The following is a 15901-nucleotide window of genomic DNA, read 5'->3' as shown; positions in this document are numbered from 1 at the left end:
ACGGCCGATCGTCCGGTGCGGGTCAGATGCGTCCGACGATCTTGCGGGGGGTGATCCGGACGACGACGCGCGCGTTCTCGCCGGCGGAGTCGGGGTTGAACTCGGCGTACTTCTTGCCGGTGTACTTCTGGGACAGCTCGTCGATGAGCTCCTGGCCGCCGTCGGTGGTGAGGGTGGCGGTGCCGCGGATCTCGGCGTAGACGTACGGGGCGTCGAAGGGCTGGAGGACGACGGAGACGCGCGGGTCGCGGGCGAGGTTCTTCTCCTTGCGGCGGCCGGCGGTGGTGGAGATGAGGATGTCGTCGCCGTCACGCTTCACCCAGACCGGGGATGCCTGGGGGCTGCCGTCGGGCTGGATGGTGGCGACGGTGACGAAGACCGGGGTGTCGAGCAGCGCCTTGAGTTCTTCGGAGAGTGCGGCGGTCATGGTGTTCGTCCTCCTGAGCGGTTCGGTGAGGTGTCCGCGTCCATCCTGCCGCCGCTGTCACGTTCTTCTCTCTCTGCCGCGCCCGCCGGGAGGGCCAGTGCCAGGGCGGCGCCGGTGAGGGGGACGGCGGCGAGTACGGCCCAGCGGACGGGTGCGGGGGCGTCGAGGAGGGCGCCGGTGGCGGCGCTGCCGCCGAGTACGGCGAGGCCGGAGACGGAGGAGAGCGCTCCGGTGGCGAGGCCCAGGTGCCGGTCGTCGACGAGGTCGGGTACGAGGCCGCGGGCGGCGGGCACGAGGAGCATCTGGCCGAGGGTGAGGAGGACGACGAGGGCGGCGGCGGGGAGCAGTCCGGCGGGGCCGGCGGGGGTCACGGGTACGGCGGCGAAGCCGGCGGCGACGGTGGCGAGTCCGGCGACGAGGGCGGTGCGCGGGGCCAGCCGGTGGGCGGACCAGCGGGTCAGGGGCAGTTGCGCGCAGACCACCAGCAGCGAGGAGAGGGCGAACAGGGAGCCGAGCGCGGCCTGTGAGCCGGTGGCGCGCTGCACCTCGTCGGGGAGGGAGAGGTAGAGCTGGTTGTACGCGAGGAGGTAGCTGCTGTACGTGAGGCAGAGCAGCAGGAACGGGCGGTTGCCGAAGACCTCGCGCACGCTTCCCCGTGACCGGCCCGTCGGGGCCACGGGCGCCCGGTGCGGCATCAGCCGTGCGTGGCCGGCGAGGACGGCGGCGAAGACGAGGACGCCGGCCAGGCAGGCCGCGCGGAACCCGCCGTCGAGGAGGAGGAGCAGGGAGCCGAGGAGGGGGCCGAGGAAGGCTCCGGCCTGTCCGGCGGCGGAGAAGCGGGCGAGTACGTGGGCGCGGGGGGTGCCGGTGCGCTGTTCGTGCCGGACGGCTTCGCGGGCGGTCTCGGATTCGACGGCGGGTGAGAAGAGGGCGGCGGCGAATCCGGTGAGCAGGACGGCGCCGATGACGGTGGCGGTGGATCCGGCGAAGGCGAGCCAGCCGAAGCCGGTGATGCGCAGGGCGCAGCCGGCGAGGACGACGGGGCGGGGGCCGTAGCGGTCGGTGAGGGCGCCGCCGATGACGAAGAGGCCCTGCTGGCTGAAGGTGCGGAGACCGAGGACGAGGCCGATGAGCCAGCCGGTCATGCCGAGGCCGGCGCCGAGGTGGGTGGCGAGGTAGGGGAGGACGGCGTAGAAGCCGGTGTTGAAGGCGAACTGGGTGGTGGTGAGGAGGCGGAGATAGGGGGTGGTGGCGGCGGTCATGCGGTGGTTTTCCGCGGGGTGCTGCCGCGCGGCCATGCGCTGGTTCTCCGCGGGGTGCTGCCTCGTACGGCCGGGGTGGTCTTCCGGGGGGTCCTGCCTCGTACCGCTGCGGTGGTGAGGGCGGCGAGGGCTCCGAGGACGGCGAGGGCGGTGGCGGGGGCGAGGACGGACCAGGGGGCGCGTTCGGCGTAGGGGAGGTTTTCGGAGAGCATGCGCCCCCATTCGGGTGAGGGGGGTGCGGTGCCGAGGCCGAGGAAGCCGAGGGAGGCGAGGGCCAGGGCGATGGCGGGGATGCGCAGGGCGGCGTGGCGGGCGACGGGGGGCAGGACGCCGGGCAGGAGGTGGCGGCGCAGCAGGTGGAGTCGGCCGGCGCCGAGTGCGCGGGCGGCGGCGATGTGCGGGGCGGCGCGTTCCTGGGCGTACAGGGCGCTGGTGTGCGCGGCGAGGGGTGCCCAGGCCACGGCGGTGACGGCGGCTGCGGCGCTCCAGGGGCCGGGGCCGGCGATTCCGGCGATGACGAGGCCGGTGAGGATCGCGGGCAGTGCGTTGGCGGTCTCGGTGAGCGCTCCGGCGCGTACGGCTCCGAGGGCGAGGCCGAGCAGCAGGGTGGCGGCGGAGACCGCGAGGGCGGTGAGGACGGTGCGGGCGGCTCCGTGTCCGAGGCGGGCGAGGATGTCGCGGCCGAGGGAGTCCGTGCCGAGGGGGTGGGCGGTGGTGGGCCCGGCGAGGCGGGCGGCGGCGTCGATGTGGAGCGGGTCGCGCAGGAGTCCGGCGATCGTGATCGCGGCGAAGAGCGCGGCGAGGAGGAGCGCACCGGCGATCAGGGTCCGGCGGGCGCGGGTGGCGGGCGGGACGAGCGCGGGCAGGGCGCCGTCGTCGAGGGCGGGGCCGAGCAGGGCGCGGGAGGTGAGGCGGGCGGCGAGTCCGGCGGCGGTGCCGAGGAGCAGCAGGATCAGGACGCAGGCCTGGAGTACGGGGAGGTCCTGGGCGAGGGCTGCGGCCAGGGCGGTGCCCCCGAGGCCGGGGATGGCGTAGAGGGTTTCGACGGCGACGGCTCCGCCGGTGAGGCCGACGACGATCAGGCCGAGCTGGGGCAGCAGGCCCGGCAGGGTGCGGCGCAGGGCGTGGCGGGCGGTGCGGTGGCCGGGGAGTCCGGCCGCGGTGGCGGCGCGGGCCCAGGGTTCGGCGAAGGCGGCGGGCAGTGCGTCGTCCAGGAGCCGTCCGAGGAGGGCGCCGGCGGGGATGCCCATGGCGAGGGCGGGCAGCACGGCCTGCTGGAGGGTGCCCCAGCCGAGGGCGGGCAGCCAGTCCAGGCGGACGGCGACGACTGCGGCGAGGACGGCGGCGATGAGGAATTCGGGGAGGGCGGCGAGGGCGGCGGCGCCGGTGCCGGGCCCGGCGGTGACGTTGCGGTGGCGTGCTCCGCGTCGCAGGGTGCGGGTGGCGAGGGCCGCGGCGACCAGGAGGGCGACGGCGAGGGAGGCGCCCATGAGGGTGAGGGATATCCCGAGGGCGGATATGGCGTCGGGGGTGACGGGTTGTCCGGAGACCCAGGAGGTGCCGAGGTCGCCGCGCAGGAGCCCGGCCGCCCAGTCGCCGAGGAGGCGGAGGGGGCTGCCGTCGAGGCCGGTCTCGGCGCGGATGGCGTCGAGGGTCTCGGCGGTGGGCGGCCGGTCGGCGTAGCGGGCGTGCAGGATCGTGAGTGCGGGGTCGGTGCGGGTGAGGCGGGGCAGCAGTCCGATGACGGCGGCGACCGCGAGGAGTGCGGTGAGCCGGCCGGCGAGGTGGTGTCCGGGGTTCCGGCGCGACGCCGCGCGGGGATTCCGGTCGGGGCCCAGGTGCTTCACCGGGTCATCCGACGTGGGTGTCTGCGGTGATGAGGGTGCGTTCCAGGGGGTCGAGGGAGACGCCTTGGACGCGGCTGTCGTCGTATCCCTGGACGAAGCGTTCGTGGAGGAGCGGGACGAGGGCGTCGGTGGACAGGACGCCGGCCTCGGCGGCCGCTGCGGCGGCGTGGCGGGTGTCTGTCGTGGTGGCGCCGGCGGCCTTGTTCACGGCGGCGTCGACGCGCCGGTCGCAGAGCTGGGAGATGTTGAAGCTGCCGTCGCAGGTGAAGTCGGAGGCGAGGTAGGAGACCGGGTCGGCGGTGTCCAGGAGGGTGTTGCGGGCCTGGATGAAGGCGTCGTACTTCCCGGCGAGGGCGTCGGCCTCCAGTTGGGCGTAGTCGCGGACGACCTGCTTGACGGTGAAGCCGCGCCGGGTGAGCTGCTGCTGGACGACGGTGGCGACCTCGGGGAGCTCTGGCCGGTTGGTGTACGTGGCGAGGACGATCTCGTCCGTCTTCGCCACCTGGGCCCTGGCTGCGGCCTTCGCCCGGCCGGCGGGGGTGGTGCGGGCGTCTGCGGCCCAGGGGACGCCGGGGCCGAGGAGCCCCTGCGCGGTGTCGGCGCGGCCTTCGTAGACGGCCTTGACGAGGGCCTTGGAGTCGATGGCCTCGCGGGCGGCGGCGCGCATCGCGGGGTCGGCGAAGACGCCGTGTGCGGTGTTGAGGGAGAGGCCGTTGGTGCGCGCGGAGGGGAATTCGTGGACGAGCGCGTCGCCCAGGAGCGAGGCCTGGGAGATGGGGACGTACTCGGCGACGTCGACGGCTTCGGTGCGCAGGGCGTTGGCGCGGGCGGTGCCGTCGGCGACGAAGGTGACGTCGGCGCCGGGGGCCTTGGCCTTGGCGCCCCAGTAGGTGTCGTTGCGTTCCAGGGTGGCGCTGACGGCGCCGTTGACGGCGGCGAGGGTGAAGGGGCCGGTGGCGTGTCCGGCCGGGTCGGCCTTGCCGCCGGTGTAGGCGGCGGCGGACAGGATCGTGAGGGAGGGGTTGGCGAGGCGCTGGGGCAGCAGCGGGTCGGCCTCGTCGGTGACGATCCGTACGGTGTCGGCGCCGTGGGCCGTGGCGGTGAGTCCGGTGTCCGACAGGACGCGGGGCTTCGGTGACGCCTTCCGGGCTGCGGTCAGGGAGCGGACGACGGCGGCCGGGTCGACCTTCGTGCCGTCCTGGAAGGTGGCGTCGCGGAGGGTGAAGGTCCACTCCTTCGCGCTGTCGCGCTTCCAGGAGGCGGCGAGCGCGGGCGCGGCCGCGCCGTCGCGGCCGAGGGTGGTGAGGCCCTCGATGACCGCGAGGCGGCTGAGGGTGACGGCGTCGTCGCCGTAGGGGGACATCGCCTGGGCGGGCGGGAAGGCCATGACGACCCGGAGGCGTCGTCCGCCGTCCGCGCCCTGGGCGTCGGAGGTGCTGCCGGAGCAGGCGGTGGCGAGGGGGACGAGGAGGGCGGTCGCGGACAGGGTCAGCGGCAGCACGGAGCGACGGCGTCGGGGCGTGGGCATGGCAACGACCTTATATGAAAATGATTGTCATTTAGAACACGGGGGTCGCGGCGGCATCCGCACGCGGCCCGGCCGGCCGCGGCAGCGGCAGTTCGAAGTGGACGATGCCCTGACCACCGCCCGGCAGCGCCCGCTCGTCGCATACCTCCCGCGCCAGCGACCGCCAGAACGGCTCGGCGCCCGGCACGGCGGGGTCGGTGTGCAGATAGAGCGCTTCGTAGCCGCCGGCGCGTGCGACGAAGTCACGGAGCTCGCCCACCATCCGGCGCGCGAGGCCGTGCCTGCGGTGCTCCGGTGCGACATAGATCCGGCAGAGCTGGGCGGTGGTGCCGGACGGGAAGCGGTCCGCGACCCACCGCGGATTGGGCGGCGCCTGCGGCCCCCGGTCCCGCACGGCGCCCGTGGCGACGATCTCGCCGTCCCGCTCGGCCACCAGCAGCGTGCAGCGCGCGGGGCGCAGATACGCGGCCTCGGGGTCGATGATGTCGGCGTGCCAGCGCGGCACGTAGCCGGAGCGCAGGTCACGGTAGACGGTGTCGAGCATGACGGCCCGGGCTCCGCCGATGTCCGCCGGGCCGGCGGTGCGCAGGACGTACCCGTCGGCCTCGGTCCGTACCGGAGCGATCGTCGTCGTGCCCATCCCGGAGCTTCACCGTCCCTTGCCGTGCCACGTCATTGCCGTATCAGCGTACGTGCAACTCATGTGCAACAAGGGGCGGGGTCCTGCGGGGCTCCGAGCTGAACCGCGGGCGGGTCGGCGGTCCGGCCGGGACCTCTGGGCGGAGTCCTTCGGGTCCCGAGCTGCGGGCCTGCGGCCCGGGACCCCGGCCGGCTCAGCCGGTGCGGTAGACCAGCGCCGTCGCGATGCCGGCGATGCCCTCACCGCGGCCGGTGAAGCCGAGCCCGTCGGAGGTGGCGGCGGAGAGGGAGACCGGTGCGCCCACGGCAGCGGAGAGGACCTTCTGCGCCTCGTCCCGCCGCTTGCCGATCTTCGGCCGTACGCCGACGACCTGCACGGCCACATTGCCGATCTCGAAGCCCTCGGACCGGACGATCCTGGCCGCCTCGGTCAGCAGTGTGACGCCCGCGGCGCCGGACCACTCGGGGCGCCCGGTGCCGAAGTGCTGCCCGAGGTCGCCGAGGCCGGCGGCCGAGAACAGCGCGTTGCACGCGGCGTGCGCGACGACGTCGGCGTCGGAGTGGCCGGCGAGGCCGGGGCCCTCGCCCTCCCACAGCAGGCCCGCGCACCACAGCTCGCGGCCCTCCTCGAAGGCGTGGATGTCGGTACCGATCCCCACGAGCGGGATCACGGGCGCGCCGTGTCCGCCGGAAGCCGCGGAACCGTCCGGAACCCCGGGTGTCTCAGAAGCCATCGTTCGCCCTCCTGCGTGCGAGTACCGCCTCGGCCAGGACCAGGTCCAGCGGCCGGGTCACCTTGAACGCCTCCTCGTGGCCGGGGACGACGACGACGGGCGCCCCGAGCTGCTCGACCATGCCCGCGTCGTCGGTCGCGCCCTCACCGCTGACGGCGACCTGCTCATGGGCGCGCACGAGCGTGTCGCGGTCGAAGCCCTGCGGGGTCTGCACCGCGCGCAGCCGGGCCCGTACCGGAGTGGAGAGCACCGGTTCGGGCTCCCCCGGCGCACCGGGCTCGACCTCCTTGACCGTGTCGGCGAGCGGCAGCGCGGGGACGACGGCCGGGGCCCCGTCCCGTACGGCCTCGATCACCGCGTCCACCGTGTCGACGGGCACGAGCGGGCGGGCCGCGTCGTGGACGAGGACGGCGCGGACGTCGGCGGGCAGCGCGTCGAGCCCGAGCTTCACCGACTCCTGGCGGGTCTCGCCGCCGGGCACGACGACGAACTCGGTGCGCTCGGGAAGGGCGTGCTCGTCGAGCAGGTTGCGCACCTCGGGCGCGCCGTCCGGCGGTGCGACGATCACGACCAGCGACACGTGACGGGAGGCCGCCATCGCCCGTACGGCGTGGATGAGCATGGGCGTCCCGCCCAGCGCGCGGAGCGCTTTGGGGGCGCCGGGGCCGAGCCTTACGCCCCGGCCGGCAGCGGGAATCACGGCGGCGGTGCGGTAAGGACGCGATTGATCAGACATCGGTTGCACTCCGAAGCATCGGCATGTTTGTCTCCACGGCCGACCTGGGTATGGCCACAAGCGAGCCGGGCGCTACGCCATGACTCGACCGGGACCCTTCCGTGACCCCGGGCGAGATCGGGTACCGCCCCGGCCGCTCGGGATCGGCCTCATCCGTCGACTACACAAGATCGCGAGCAAAGTACCGGGGGATCGCCGATGAGGCCAACGCATCGGCACATCGGGGAGAACATCCGGGTTCGTCGGGCTCGCCGCCGCGCGCCGTCCGCAGGCGTACGCCGGCTGCGACCCCCCGCGCCCGGATGCAGGGTGGTGCTGCCGCATCCGGACATGCCGCAGCGCCCGACGACACACCGTGAATACGGCTGGTCAGCGGGCACCGCGGCACATTATTGAAGACCGGTGCGATCCGGTTCAGGACGCGAGGACCTCGTCGAGGAGAGCCTCGGCCTTGTCCTCGTTGGTGTTCTCCGCGAGAGCGAGCTCACTCACCAGGATCTGGCGAGCCTTGGCGAGCATGCGCTTCTCACCTGCGGAGAGTCCACGCTCGCGCTCACGACGCCACAGGTCGCGAACCACTTCCGCGACCTTGATGACATCGCCGGATGCGAGCTTCTCGAGATTTGCCTTGTAGCGTCGGGACCAGTTCGTCGGCTCCTCGGCATACGGTGCGCGCAGCACCTCGAAGACCCGGTCCAGCCCTTCCTGCCCGACTACGTCGCGCACACCCACGAACTCCGCATTGTCCGCCGGTACACGCACCGTCAAGTCGCCCTGAGCGACCTTGAGCACCAAGTAGGTCTTGTCCACGCCTTTGATCTGGCGAGTTTCGATAGCCTCGATCAGCGCGGCCCCGTGATGGGGATAGACCACGGTGTCGCCAACCTTGAACGTCATGTGACAGGTACCCCTTCCGTGGCTATCAAGAGTAACACGAGAACAGCTTCTCCTGAATGGCGTTTTCGCAGGTCAGGGCATATCTCGGGGCTTGACAACTGCGACACGGACGTGCTGCGGAAGGCCAGCCGAGGACGGTATTCGCAGGTCGGAGCGGCTGTGCGGGTGGGGAGAAACGCGGACGTTACACCGACCGGAACCCGCTCGGAAGTGACGAGACGTCCCGTTTTGCCGGGTTCCGGATGATGAACATTCCCTACTCCGTTCGGAGATCGATCACCCGTACGGCGGTAAGTGCCGGTGGCGGTACCGGTGGCCAATGAAATTGATCAACGCCTGACGCCGCGTGGATTATGTGCAATGAATGCCCGCTCCCCCTTGAACGGCGGCTGAACAGCGAGGCGAAGTGCGGGACGAACGCGCGGGGCAATTGATCAAGCGCAGGGCGAAGTGCGCGATCAGTGCCTGATCAAGCACCCGGGCAAGCAGGGGATCAAGCGGGGATTCAGCAGGTGACCAAGCACGTGACAAGCGCGATATGTGAACAGCGCGCGAATGATCTCGGCACGGTGACCGGCGATCCCCCGGCACCCCAGGGGCGGGTCGGGTGCGAGGCGGGGACGGCGGCTCGGTAACCTGGCCGCTGACACACCCTTAGGGCAGCTTTACACCGCTCGCCCGACCCCGTCCGTAAGTCCGCTCGTTCAAGGAGTTGCCGCCGCCGTGAGCCGCAGCCTTCGACACGGCGCCCTCGCCGCCACTGCCATCGTGTTCTCGATCGCCGCGCTCTCCGCATGCGGAGCCGGCAAGAACGCGCAGACGCTCGAAGTCAGGCCTGACAACGCCGCCACGTCGTCCGGCGACATCAAGATCCAGAACGCCAACGTGATCACGCAGCCGGAGCAGGGCGCCAAGGGCCCGGCCGTGGTCACCGCGACGCTGTTCAACAACGGCTCCAAGGCGGAGACCCTCGACGCCATCACCCTGACCGGCAGCAGCGGCTCCGTGGAGCTGCACGCCGCCAAGGGCTCGGGTCCGGTCGTCGTACCGGCCAACGGCCGGGTGATCATCGGCGGCACGGGCAACGCCTCCGCCGTGATCGAGAACGGCAGCGAGGCCACGCAGAACGGCAACGTCCAGTCGCTGGTCTTCAAGCTCAGCCGCACGGGCGACATTCCGCTCGGCGCGTCCGTCGTGCCCGCCACCGGCTACTTCAAGGACTTCGGCCCCAGTGCGCTGCCGGAGACCCCGAAGAAGCCGGCGAAGTCTCCCGGGGCGACGCCGACCGGTTCCGCGTCCGAGACCCCGGGCGCACCGTCCGACGGCGCCTCCGGACCGGCTTCGGAGGGTGACACCACCACCCCGAGCGACGCGGCGTCCGACTCGCAGCAGCCGGGCTGACCGCACCCCGCACGACCCACAGGTGTGGGGGGGGGGGGGGGGCGCCCGCGGGGGGGGGGGCGCCGCCCCCCCCCCCCCCGGGGGGGCGCCGGGGGGGGGGGGGGCCCGGGGGGCCCCCCCCCCCCCCCCCCCCCGGGGGGGGGGGGGCGCCCCCCCCGGGGGGGGGGGGGGGCCCCCCGCCACACCTGCTGCCTTGAACCGGGCCGGTCTACGGCTCGAACTTGTACCCCAGGCCCCGCACCGTCACCAGGTAGCGCGGCGCTCCCGGGTCGGGCTCGATCTTGGCGCGCAGGCGCTTGACGTGGACGTCGAGCGTCTTGGTGTCGCCCACGTAGTCCGCGCCCCAGACCCGGTCGATCAGCTGCATCCGGGTCAGCACCCGGCCCGCGTTGCGCAGCAGCATCTCCAGCAGGTCGAACTCCTTGAGCGGCAGGTCGACCTTGCCGCCGGAGACCGTGACGACGTGGCGGTCGACGTCCATCCGCACCGGTCCTGCCTCCAGCGCGGCCGGAGTGACCTCCTCCGGCTCCCCGCGGCGGCGCAGCACCGCGCGGATGCGGGCGACGAGCTCGCGCGAGGAGAAGGGCTTGGTCACGTAGTCGTCGGCCCCTATCTCCAGGCCGACGACCTTGTCGATCTCGCTGTCCTTGGCGGTGACCATGATCACGGGGACGTTCGACTTGCTGCGCAGCTGGCGGCAGACCTCCGTGCCGGGCAGGCCGGGCAGCATCAGGTCGAGGAGCACGAGGTCGGCGCCGTTGCGCTCGAACTCGTCCAGGCCGTCGGGTCCGGTGGCCGCGATGGCGACCTCGAAGCCTTCCTTGCGGAGCATGTAGGACAGGACGTCGCTGAAGGATTCCTCATCCTCGACGACAAGCACTCGGGTCACGGAAGAGCCTCCGGGGCAGGGGATGAATCAAAAGTGTCGGGTGCGGCGTCCGGGTAGGACGCCTCGTCGCCGTTGACGATGAGGGGGCCGCCGGATGTGCGGTCCCGGTCCCTCACGGAGCCCGCTTCGGGCAGCCGCAGGGTGAAGGTGGAGCCCTGTCCCTCCGAGCTCCAGACGGTGACCTCCCCGCCGTGCGAGGCGGCCACGTGCTTGACGATGGCGAGGCCGAGGCCGGTGCCGCCGGTGGCCCGGGAGCGGGCCGGGTCGACGCGGTAGAAGCGTTCGAAGACCCGCTCGCGGTCCGTCTCCGGGATGCCGATGCCCTGGTCGGTCACGGCGATCTCGATCTCGTCCCCGCCGGGCACGACCACCCGGCGGGCGGCTATGCCGACGCGAGTGCGGGCGGGGCTGTAGTTGACGGCGTTCTCGACGAGGTTGCCGAGGGCCGCGGCGAGCTGGCCGCGGTTGCCCCATATGCGGAGCTCGGCGGTGCCGCCGGCGGCCATGGTGATCTGCTTGGAGCCCGCCTGCTGCCGGCAGCGGTCGATGGCCTCGGCGACCAGCTCGTCGACCCGGACCGGTTCGGCGTCCTCCAACGGGTCGTCGTTCTGCACCCGGGAGAGGTCGATGAGCTCCTGTACGAGGTTGGTGAGCCGGGTCGCCTCGATCTGCATCCGGCCGGCGAACCGCTCCACCGCCTCCGGATCGTCGGAGGCGTCCATGACGGCCTCCGAGAGCAGGGACAGCGCGCCGGTTGGGGTCTTGAGCTCATGACTGACGTTGGCGACGAAGTCGCGCCGGACCGCTTCGATGCGGCGGGCCTCGGTGAGGTCCTCGACCAGCAGCAGCACCAGCCGGGAGCCCAGCGGCGCGACCCGGGCGGAGACCGCGAGGGCCTCGCCCCGGCCCGTGCCGCGGCGGGGCAGGTCCAGCTCGACCTGTCGTATCTCGCCGTCGCGGCGGGTGTCCCTGGCCATGTTCAGCATCGGCTCGACGGCGAGCCGCCCTCCCCTGACCAGTCCCAGCGCGTACGCGGCGGAGCTGGCCTTGACGACGCTGTCGCTCTCGTCGAGCACGACCGCGGAGGAGCTGAGCACGGAAAGGACCGTGTCGACGCCGGGGGGCAGGGGGGCACCGCTGTCGGGCCGCAGGGACGTGCGTGTGGGTTTCTTCTGGTCGCGCTCGCTCCAGCGGAACGCCAGCATCGCGATCACGCCGGTACACACCCCGGCGATCGCTGCAGCTGCGGCGACCGCCGCGTTCACGTCCATGGCTCCAGGTTATGCGGCCCGACGGACACTCTCCCAGCCGTCCGAGTGCCTATCCGAACACTCGTCGCCCAGAGTTCACCGAGGGGCAAGCGCCGGTTCACCCGACAGGTCAAAACCCGACGCGTACGGCCGTCACGGTGGCAACGTGGGGTTCAGAGCGGCCCCGGACTCGGTTCAGGACTGGAGAGGGACATCCCATGCGTGACGCGTACCACGAGGAACTCGACTCGATCGGCGAGGGGCTCGTCGAGATGGCCAGGCTCGTCGGTTCGGCGATCGGCCGGGCGACGACGTCCATGCTCGACGCCGACCTCAAGCTCGCCGAGACCGTGATCGCCGCGGACCAGAAGGTCGACGACCTCCAGCACGACCTGGAGGCCAGGGCCATCGCGCTGCTGGCCCGCCAGCAGCCGGTGGCGACCGACCTCAGGATCGTGGTCACGTCGCTGCGGATGAGCGCCGACCTGGAGCGCTCGGGCGACCTCGCCCAGCACGTCGCCAAGCTCGCCCGGCTGCGCTTCCCGCAGAAGGCGGTCCCGGAGGACCTGCACGCCACCATCCTGGAGATGGGCCAGCTCGCGCAGCGCCTGATGGCCAAGGCCGCCGAGGTGATCATCACCAAGGACGTCGACCTGGCGCTCCAGCTGGAGCAGGACGACGACGAGATGGACCTGCTGCACCGCACGCTGTTCCAGCACCTGATGGACGACCGCTGGAAGCACGGCATCGAGACGGCCGTCGACGTGACGCTGCTCGGCCGCTACTACGAGCGGTTCGCCGACCACGCCGTGTCGGTGGCCAAGCGCGTCGTCTACCTGGTGACGGGCGAGCACGCGGACGAGATCCAGCAGCCGACGCCGGTGGAGGGCGCGTAACGGCGCGGAAGGCGCACATGTGTTCCTGCGCGTGTGCGCCGTTGATGCGCCCGCCCGGCTGGGCATGCAATGGGGTGGGGCGGCACGACGTTTCCGTACGCCCCGGTCGTGGGCCCCGTGCGGGCGTACGGCCCTGTCGTACACCTTGAGGAGGAACCATGGCCGATTCCCCCACGACCGAACCCCAGCGGGAGGCACCCGCCGACGCGTCGCACCGGGGCGTCGTCGGCGCCTGCGGCTGCGGATCGGGCTGCGGGTGCGGCTGCCAGTCCGGCGCGCCGTGCCAGTGCGGCGGCTGCTCCGGCTGACGGGCGCGCCCAGTACCGGGGGCGCCCCGCACGGGCGGGCATCGTCCGCGCGGGGCTGCCTTCCCGGCCCGGGTCAGGCCGTCTGCTCCACGGCCTCCCCGGCCACCACGACGGGCTCGGGACCGGCACCCGCCTCGGGACCGGCCGGTCCGCTCACGATCGCGGGGGCCGTCCTCGCGTCGTCCTGCGACAGACTCCGCATCAGAGCCCAGTACCCGAGCGCCGCCACGGTGCCCAGGACCGCGCACGTCCCCCACAGCCAGCCGGCGCCGAAGTGGTCGATCACCACACCGGACATCAGCGGGGCGACGAGCGCCGCGGCCGACCACGACAGCGTGTACATGCCCTGGTAGCGGCCCCGGCCGTGGGCCGGTGAGAGCTGGACGACCAGACCGTTCTGCACGGGCGCGTTGACGATCTCGGCGACGGTCCAGACGCAGATGGTCAGCGCGTAGACCGCGACCGATCCGGCGAAGGCCGTCAGCCCGAACCCGTACCCGGCGAGCAGCGACGACACGATGAGCAGCCGGCGCGGGTCACGGCTCTGGATGAACCGGGTGACCGGGATCTGCAGCACCACGATGAGGACGCCGTTGACGGCGACCGCCGTACCGAAGTCGGAGCTGCTGAACCCGTCGGCCCCCATGGCCACCGGCAGCCCCACGTAGCCCTGCTGGAAGATCAGGGCGATCACGAACGACAGACCGACGACGCCCATGAACCGTCCGTCGCGCAGTACCGTGCCGAGCCGTACGTCGTCCTCGGCGGCGTTCGCGAGGGCGGAGGTGGACAGAGCCTTGCCGGGCCGGGACTCCGGAACCTTCATGAAGACGACGATCGCGCAGAACAGGGTCATCACCGCCTCGCCGACGAAGCCCGCGAGGTAGCTGTACTCGGCGACGAACCCGGCCCCGGCGGACGAGACCGCGAACCCGAGGTTGATCGCCCAGTAGTTGAGCGAGAACGCGCGCACCCGGTCCTTCGCGGGGACGATGTCGGCGATCATCGCCTGGACCGCGGGGCGGGAGGCGTTGCTGGCCATGCCGACGACGAAGGCGACGGCGGCGATCGCCGCGGGATGGACCATGAACCCGAGCACGGCCACCGAGACGGCGGTCGAGAGCTGCGCGACGAGCATCGTGGGCCGCCGCCCGAAACGGTCCGTCATCACCCCGGCCCCCAGCGAGGAGACGACCCCGCCGAGCCCGTGCAACGCGGCGACCAGACCGGCGTACGAGGCGGAGTACCCCCGGTCCAGAGTCAGGTACAGGGCCATGAAGGTGGCGACGAACGCCCCGAGCCGGTTGACCAGGGTGCTGGTCCACAGCCACCAGAACTCCCTGGGGAGACCGGAGACCGTTTCACGGGTGGCCCGTCCGAGACCGGCGACAGACATGCGGGTTCCCCCCGGGGGACGTAAGGATGCGAACGCGGCGGTAAGCGTCCCGCCACGGATCGGAACATTACAAATCCGGGATTCGGGCCTGCCACCCAATTGACGGCGCCCGTCAATCGGCGCGGCCCTGTCCGCCCTGTGGCCGGGCGCGCGCGGCCCGTACGGGTTCGATTACGCTCGGACCCATGGCCGACGCACCGTACAAGCTGATCCTCCTCCGCCACGGCGAGAGCGAATGGAACGCGAAGAACCTGTTCACCGGATGGGTGGACGTCAACCTCACCGAGAAGGGCGAGAAGGAGGCGGTCCGCGGCGGTGAGCTGCTCAAGGACGCCGGCCTGCTCCCCGATGTACTGCACACCTCGCTCCAGAAGCGCGCCATCCGCACCGCCCAGCTCTCGCTGGAAGCCGCGGACCGCCACTGGATCCCCGTCCACCGCTCCTGGCGCCTGAACGAGCGCCACTACGGTGCCCTCCAGGGCAAGGACAAGGCGCAGACGCTCGCCGAGTTCGGCGAGGAGCAGTTCATGCTCTGGCGCCGCTCGTACGACACCCCGCCGCCCGCCCTCGATGACGGCACCGAGTTCTCCCAGAGCGACGACCCGCGCTACGCGACGATCCCGCCGGAGCTGCGCCCGCGCACGGAGTGCCTGAAGGACGTCGTCGTCCGCATGATGCCGTACTGGTACGACAGCATCATCCCGGACCTGCTGACCGGCCGCACGGTCCTGGTCGCCGCCCACGGCAACAGCCTCCGCGCCCTGGTCAAGCACCTCGACGGGATCTCGGACGCGGACATCGCGGGCCTGAACATCCCGACGGGCATTCCGCTCACCTACGAACTGGACGCGGACTTCCGCCCGTTGAACCCGGGTGGCACCTACCTCGACGCGGACGCGGCGAAGGCCGCCATCGAGGCCGTGAAGAACCAGGGAAAGAAGTAGTAGGCAGAGAGCCGAAGAAGCCCCCTTCCTGCGGATTATCCGCAGGAAGGGGGCTTTTTGCCTCCGCGTCACCGTCGGCTCGACGGATTACGCGAGGGGGTGCCATCGGAATCAGGGGCGGCGGTGACTGTGGTAATAGCCGCCGACCTGCTCGTGGTACCCGGCGTCTCCGATGTGCTTGTCCTTGTCGAATTCCGGGGAATTCTTGATCTGGTCCTTGGTCAGGTCGACAAAGACCCTGCGCTCGGCCGCGTCGACGGTGAGTACCGTGCCGGCCGGCAGCAGAACGTGCTTTCCGAAGATCCAGACACCGGTGTCCACCACCAGGTACGAGGAGTCGACTTCGTCCGAGTGCTTGTCGACCGTGCCGATGCTCCCGTCGGTGGCCTCGACCTTGTAGCCGATCAGGTCGGTGCCCGCGGTGTAGCCGGCGGTCGGCTGGTAGCCCCAGATGTTGTCACTCATGGAACAGCTCCTTCATCGAGATTGTGCACTCCTCCACCGGGTGAACCGTGGAGAGGTGTTGGCGTTCACTGAAAGGGTGACGCCCTCTCGGAAGATCGCCTGCCCCGCATCGGAGGCCCTACACATGCGGTCGTCGGCGCCCTTTCGGGACGGATCGCCGTAATGGCGCGGGGGGGGGGGGGGGGGGGCCGGGGGGGGGGGCCCCCCCCCCCCCCGGCGGAGGTAAAATATTTTAAGAAACCAAGACCCCGCGCCCCGCCGCCCCCCCCCCCCCGCCGGCCG

At 72.0% G+C, this 15901-nt stretch carries 16 protein-coding genes; 4 read left to right on the top strand and 12 right to left on the bottom strand.

What is annotated here, in order from left to right; genetic code table 11:
* Positions 1 to 22: 22 nt before the first annotated feature.
* From ACFYPA_RS15620 to ACFYPA_RS15585, 8 genes are all read right to left on the bottom strand, one after another.
* Positions 23 to 427, bottom strand: a complete 405-nt coding sequence (locus tag ACFYPA_RS15620; RefSeq protein ID WP_359085812.1) for a PPOX class F420-dependent oxidoreductase — start codon at positions 425 to 427, stop codon at positions 23 to 25.
* Positions 424 to 1689, bottom strand: a complete 1266-nt coding sequence (locus ACFYPA_RS15615; protein ID WP_389132176.1) for an MFS transporter — start codon at positions 1687 to 1689, stop codon at positions 424 to 426. Before ACFYPA_RS15615 ends, ACFYPA_RS15620 begins: the two co-directional genes overlap by 4 nt.
* A complete protein-coding gene (locus ACFYPA_RS15610; RefSeq protein ID WP_389132612.1) occupies positions 1686 to 3179 on the bottom strand; it encodes an ABC transporter permease subunit in 1494 nt (497 codons plus the stop codon). Before ACFYPA_RS15610 ends, ACFYPA_RS15615 begins: the two co-directional genes overlap by 4 nt.
* A gap of 361 nt (positions 3180 to 3540) precedes the next feature.
* The gene (locus ACFYPA_RS15605) at positions 3541 to 5064 is read right to left on the bottom strand and encodes an ABC transporter substrate-binding protein (RefSeq protein WP_389132173.1); all 1524 of its coding nucleotides are present in this window, start codon (positions 5062 to 5064) and stop codon (positions 3541 to 3543) included.
* Positions 5065 to 5095: 31 nt separating this feature from the next.
* Positions 5096 to 5704 (bottom strand): GNAT family N-acetyltransferase, encoded by a 609-nt coding sequence (locus ACFYPA_RS15600; protein ID WP_389132170.1) that lies wholly within the window; start codon positions 5702 to 5704, stop codon positions 5096 to 5098.
* Between the two features lie 193 nt (positions 5705 to 5897).
* Positions 5898 to 6437, bottom strand: coding sequence for a 2-C-methyl-D-erythritol 2,4-cyclodiphosphate synthase (gene ispF / locus ACFYPA_RS15595; RefSeq protein ID WP_359085807.1), 540 nt, complete (start codon positions 6435 to 6437; stop codon positions 5898 to 5900).
* Positions 6427 to 7173 (bottom strand): 2-C-methyl-D-erythritol 4-phosphate cytidylyltransferase, encoded by a 747-nt coding sequence (gene ispD, locus ACFYPA_RS15590; RefSeq protein WP_359085806.1) that lies wholly within the window; start codon positions 7171 to 7173, stop codon positions 6427 to 6429. The genes ispF and ispD overlap by 11 nt, the downstream gene beginning before the upstream one ends.
* Before the next feature lie 414 nt (positions 7174 to 7587).
* A complete protein-coding gene (locus tag ACFYPA_RS15585; RefSeq protein ID WP_006380568.1) occupies positions 7588 to 8070 on the bottom strand; it encodes a CarD family transcriptional regulator in 483 nt (160 codons plus the stop codon).
* A 723-nt stretch (positions 8071 to 8793) separates the two neighbouring features.
* Between ACFYPA_RS15585 and ACFYPA_RS15580 the strand changes: the two genes are divergently transcribed.
* Positions 8794 to 9471 carry a DUF461 domain-containing protein gene (locus tag ACFYPA_RS15580; protein WP_359085805.1) on the top strand — a complete coding sequence of 226 codons (678 nt, stop codon included), beginning with the start codon at positions 8794 to 8796 and terminating at the stop codon, positions 9469 to 9471.
* Between the two features lie 208 nt (positions 9472 to 9679).
* On the opposite strand, the gene ACFYPA_RS15575 is transcribed toward ACFYPA_RS15580, so the two are convergent.
* Both ACFYPA_RS15575 and ACFYPA_RS15570 read right to left on the bottom strand, forming a co-directional pair.
* Entirely contained in the window at positions 9680 to 10360 is a 681-nt protein-coding gene (locus ACFYPA_RS15575) for a response regulator transcription factor (protein ID WP_359086948.1), read from the bottom strand.
* Complete coding sequence (locus ACFYPA_RS15570) at positions 10357 to 11631, bottom strand: ATP-binding protein (protein ID WP_359086946.1); 1275 nt, start codon at positions 11629 to 11631, stop codon at positions 10357 to 10359. Before ACFYPA_RS15570 ends, ACFYPA_RS15575 begins: the two co-directional genes overlap by 4 nt.
* Before the next feature lie 197 nt (positions 11632 to 11828).
* On the opposite strand from ACFYPA_RS15570, the gene phoU reads away from it, so the two are divergent.
* Positions 11829 to 12506: a phosphate signaling complex protein PhoU gene (gene phoU / locus ACFYPA_RS15565; protein WP_359086945.1), complete on the top strand. Its 678-nt coding sequence runs from the start codon at positions 11829 to 11831 to the stop codon at positions 12504 to 12506.
* A gap of 158 nt (positions 12507 to 12664) precedes the next feature.
* Positions 12665 to 12814, top strand: a complete 150-nt coding sequence (locus tag ACFYPA_RS15560; protein ID WP_359086943.1) for a hypothetical protein — start codon at positions 12665 to 12667, stop codon at positions 12812 to 12814.
* A 73-nt stretch (positions 12815 to 12887) separates the two neighbouring features.
* Here ACFYPA_RS15560 and ACFYPA_RS15555 read toward each other — a convergent pair whose 3' ends face one another.
* The gene (locus ACFYPA_RS15555) at positions 12888 to 14210 is read right to left on the bottom strand and encodes an MFS transporter (RefSeq protein WP_359321127.1); all 1323 of its coding nucleotides are present in this window, start codon (positions 14208 to 14210) and stop codon (positions 12888 to 12890) included.
* A gap of 185 nt (positions 14211 to 14395) precedes the next feature.
* Between ACFYPA_RS15555 and ACFYPA_RS15550 the strand changes: the two genes are divergently transcribed.
* Positions 14396 to 15154 (top strand): phosphoglyceromutase, encoded by a 759-nt coding sequence (locus ACFYPA_RS15550; protein ID WP_389132162.1) that lies wholly within the window; start codon positions 14396 to 14398, stop codon positions 15152 to 15154.
* 111 nt (positions 15155 to 15265) lie between these two features.
* On the opposite strand, the gene ACFYPA_RS15545 is transcribed toward ACFYPA_RS15550, so the two are convergent.
* Positions 15266 to 15619, bottom strand: coding sequence for a PRC-barrel domain-containing protein (locus ACFYPA_RS15545; protein ID WP_359087188.1), 354 nt, complete (start codon positions 15617 to 15619; stop codon positions 15266 to 15268).
* Positions 15620 to 15901: the final 282 nt, after the last annotated feature.

It is taken from the genome of Streptomyces sp. NPDC005775, from assembly GCF_042871565.1.
In the GTDB taxonomy this organism is placed as follows: Bacteria; Actinomycetota; Actinomycetes; order Streptomycetales; family Streptomycetaceae; genus Streptomyces.
Note: the sequence above shows the minus strand (reverse complement) of the source record. Positions and strands in the feature narration are given on the sequence as shown.